General features: G+C 36.1%; 1 protein-coding gene. It reads right to left on the bottom strand.

The features are described 5' to 3' along the window. Window positions 1–85: 85 nt before the first annotated feature. The gene (ltrA, locus tag KDK67_RS13920; protein ID WP_420846953.1) at window positions 86–1,822 is read right to left on the bottom strand and encodes a group II intron reverse transcriptase/maturase; all 1,737 of its coding nucleotides are present in this window, start codon (window positions 1,820–1,822) and stop codon (window positions 86–88) included. Between the last annotated feature and the right edge of the window lie 547 nt (window positions 1,823–2,369).

Here is a 2,369-nt window from a genome sequence, read left to right as displayed (position 1 = left end):
GTCGGCTAAGTCAGAGGGATTACTCCCTCTTTCTCGCCTAAGAACTGTACGTGAGACTTTCGAACTCATACAGCTCAAGCATCTCTTAACCCGTTAGGGCAACAGTTATTTTTGGATTATTGGCATGATATTGTCTATGACAATGTACATGTGCATAAGCTAAGTTTGATGTTCTGTAATCGTCATGGTTTCCATTTTTATGATGTAAAGGGCGTTCCTCTCCACCATTGTTAATGTCAATCAATAAATTACAAAACGGACATTTGCCTTTTTGATTCTTCCATACTGCCTTAAACTTTCCTGATAGCTTTTTTGAACCTTGATTGAATTTACGTTCAATAAAGTATACAGTGTCAGTGTAAGGGTTTTTATCTAAGGATAGCCAAAATTGTCTGACTATCATTTTATCTATCATTAATTTAAGTTGGTTTTTCTTTGTTGAAAATACCCAATTCCTCTTTCCATTGGTATGCCAATATTTATGTGCAATCCAAGTTCTTGATTTCTTGGGGTGTCTTCTCTTAGCCCATTTCCAAAGCATATTCCATATCTTAAAATCAATTAAGTTGAATGTTTCTTTGGCTGACACTCCTTGATGGTAATTTGACCATCCAGTTATGATTGGGTTGAGAGTGTCTATTAAAACTTCTTGCGTCAATGTCTTTCCATCTTTGATAGCATTACTGATTTTTTCAGTTACTTTCTGAATGGATTTCTTAGACGGTTTGATAAGAAGTGTTCCTTTGTATTTTCTGAAATTCCAACCTAAGAAGTCAAAACCATCATCGACATGAGTAATTAGGGTTTTTTCATCCGATAGTTCCAGACCTTTATCCGTGAGGAAATTCTTAATCAATCCTCTTGCTTCTTCTGCTATTTCCTTTGTTTTAGCAGTAACAATGAAATCATCCGCATATCGTACAAAGTTAACTTTGTATTTTGAGGCTGTTTTAACACAGATTTTTCCTCTTGTACTTCGGTGGTATTTATCAATCAACATGCTTTCAATTCCATCTAAGGTCATGTTAGCTAATATTGGCGATATAATACCACCTTGCGGAGTTCCTGCTTTCGTTGGAAATAGAGAATTTTCGTAAACAAATCCTGCTTTGAGGAATTGTTTAAGAATTGATTTATCCATTGGGATATTGTCTATTAGCCATTGATGGCTGATATTGTCAAAACAACCTTTGATATCTCCTTCCAGTATCCATTGAGCAGATGCCTTTTTACTTATGGTTGCGAAAATTTGACTGCAAGCATCTTGTGTACTTCTGAATTTTCTAAATCCAAAAGACCTATCATCTGCTGTTGCTTCTGCAATGGGGTCAAGAGCTAATGCATATAATGCTTGCATGGCTCTGTCATACATGGTTGGAATTCCTAATGGTCGTTTCTTATCAGACCCATACTTTTCTATAAATACTCTCTTTAATGGTCTTGCCTTATAATGTTTATCAGATAAGCTAAGTACTGCATTCATCTTGGATTTAGGTGTTGACCATAATTCTCCATCGATTCCTGCCGTTCTTTTACCCTTATTCTGAATTACCTTTCTGACAGCTAACAGTTTAGCATAGTGAGAATGTGTTAGCAAATAACTTAGTCTTTTAACTAAATTCCAATTTCCGTTAATAACTGCTTTCGTAATCCTGACTTGTATTCTATTGATATGTGATTCAATGGATTTCCAATTAATGAGATTCCATTTGTACCTATCCGTAAGCTTCTCACCATTTAATTCGGCATGACCACTAAAGGCTTCTGCTTCGTTATTTGGTGTAGTTGAATCACTTACATTCATAGTTATACCTTCATTCATACGTTTTGATACCATAGAGTAAGTCTGCATCCTTTCGGGTTAGGGCAAATTTTGAACCCTTATACAAATTATTACCATTTGTCATTCGCTTTCTACTCCGTTCCTCTACCCTCTATATCATCGTCATTCCTTGCGGAATTCCTACCCCGAAGGGAACATATAGGGCTTACCAAGTTCTAAATTATGAATAGTTATGAATACCTTAGAAGCCATCTATAAACCGAGAATCATTTGTCCATTTCCCATTATGTAAACTAAGCCATAATGGTCGGATTCTGTACCTTTTGGTTCAAGCGTTATTAATCCCTTTGTGGATTAATCAATCTACTTTCGCTTGCTTATCGTTACGATTCTTACAATGGTTCACTTTACGTTCTTCATAGTATTCTTTATCCTAGCAGATGATTCAGATTAGATTTCTGAATTTCTCCACATTGTCCTATGAGCTTCACACCAAACCGTTACCAGTTTCGCATGTCATAGTAGGATTATCCCAAATGGAAGGGATAGCGTTGCCGCAGTTCATGTTTTAACTTCTTGTCGCACT

Origin of the sequence: Methanococcoides seepicolus (genome assembly GCF_023684405.1) — an archaeon.
In the GTDB taxonomy this organism is placed as follows: domain Archaea; phylum Halobacteriota; class Methanosarcinia; order Methanosarcinales; family Methanosarcinaceae; genus Methanococcoides; species Methanococcoides seepicolus.
The sequence above is the reverse complement of the archived record's forward strand: the minus strand, read 5'-3'. Positions and strand labels throughout refer to the sequence as shown.